This is a genomic window from Neisseria sp. P0021.S007 (assembly GCF_051956855.1).
The window spans coordinates 1-872 of the sequence record NZ_JBQCXA010000270.1; the positions used below are offsets into that span (position 1 = coordinate 1).

1 protein-coding gene is annotated in these 872 nt (G+C 52.5%); it reads left to right on the plus strand.

Features of this window, described 5'->3' with window-relative positions; all coding sequences use genetic code 11:
* Positions 1 to 194: 194 nt before the first annotated feature.
* On the plus strand, positions 195 to 872 hold a 678-nt coding region (gene pssA, locus ACTHUR_RS12735), incomplete at its 3' end, for a CDP-diacylglycerol--serine O-phosphatidyltransferase (protein WP_440398856.1).

Genomic DNA, 872 nt, shown 5'->3' on the forward strand with positions numbered 1-872 from the left:
TCACTTTTGCCGACGGCGAAACCGACGTACGCGTGACCAAAGAGCAGGCGCAGGGTGAGTTGTTTGACTGATGGAATAAAGGCCGTCTGAAACTTTATGCCGATAAAGTGAAACTATGCCTGCCTTTTAAAAATCCTTAACCTGCCAATGCGGTATAATGCCTCATCTGCACACGCAGCATATACGGAAACATTATGGACAACGCACAAAATACAGAAAATCCGATTCCTCCACGCAACTCCATCCGCAAAAACAGCATTTACCTGCTGCCCAATTCCTTTACCATCGCCGCGCTGTTTTGCGCGTTCTTCGCCATTACCCAGTCCATGCACGGACGTTATGAAACAGCGGCGATTGCAGTTTTCCTTTCCATGCTACTCGACGGCATGGACGGACGCGTAGCGCGGCTGACCAACAGCCAAAGCGCGTTCGGCGAACAGCTCGACAGCCTTGCCGATATGGTCAGCTTCGGCGTGGCACCTGCCCTAATTGCCTACAAATGGCAACTTTGGCAGTTTGGCAAAATCGGCTATTCCGTCGCCTTTATCTACTGCGCCTGCGCCGCCCTGCGTTTGGCGCTGTTCAACACGCTTATCGGCAAAGTCGATAAACGCTGGTTTATCGGCGTTCCAAGCCCGACCGCCGCTGCGTTGATTGTCGGCCTGATTTGGGTCAATCACAGCATCGAACGTTTCCCCGGCGTGCATTGGTGGGCATTGGGTATCACCCTGTTTGCCGGCATTTCCATGATTGTGCAGATTCCGTTTTGGAGCTTCAAAGAAATCAACATCCGCCGCCAAGTGCCGTTTATGGGCATGGTGTTGGCCGTGTTGGTATTACTGCTCATCAACTGGAAGCCTTCGCTCGTCCTC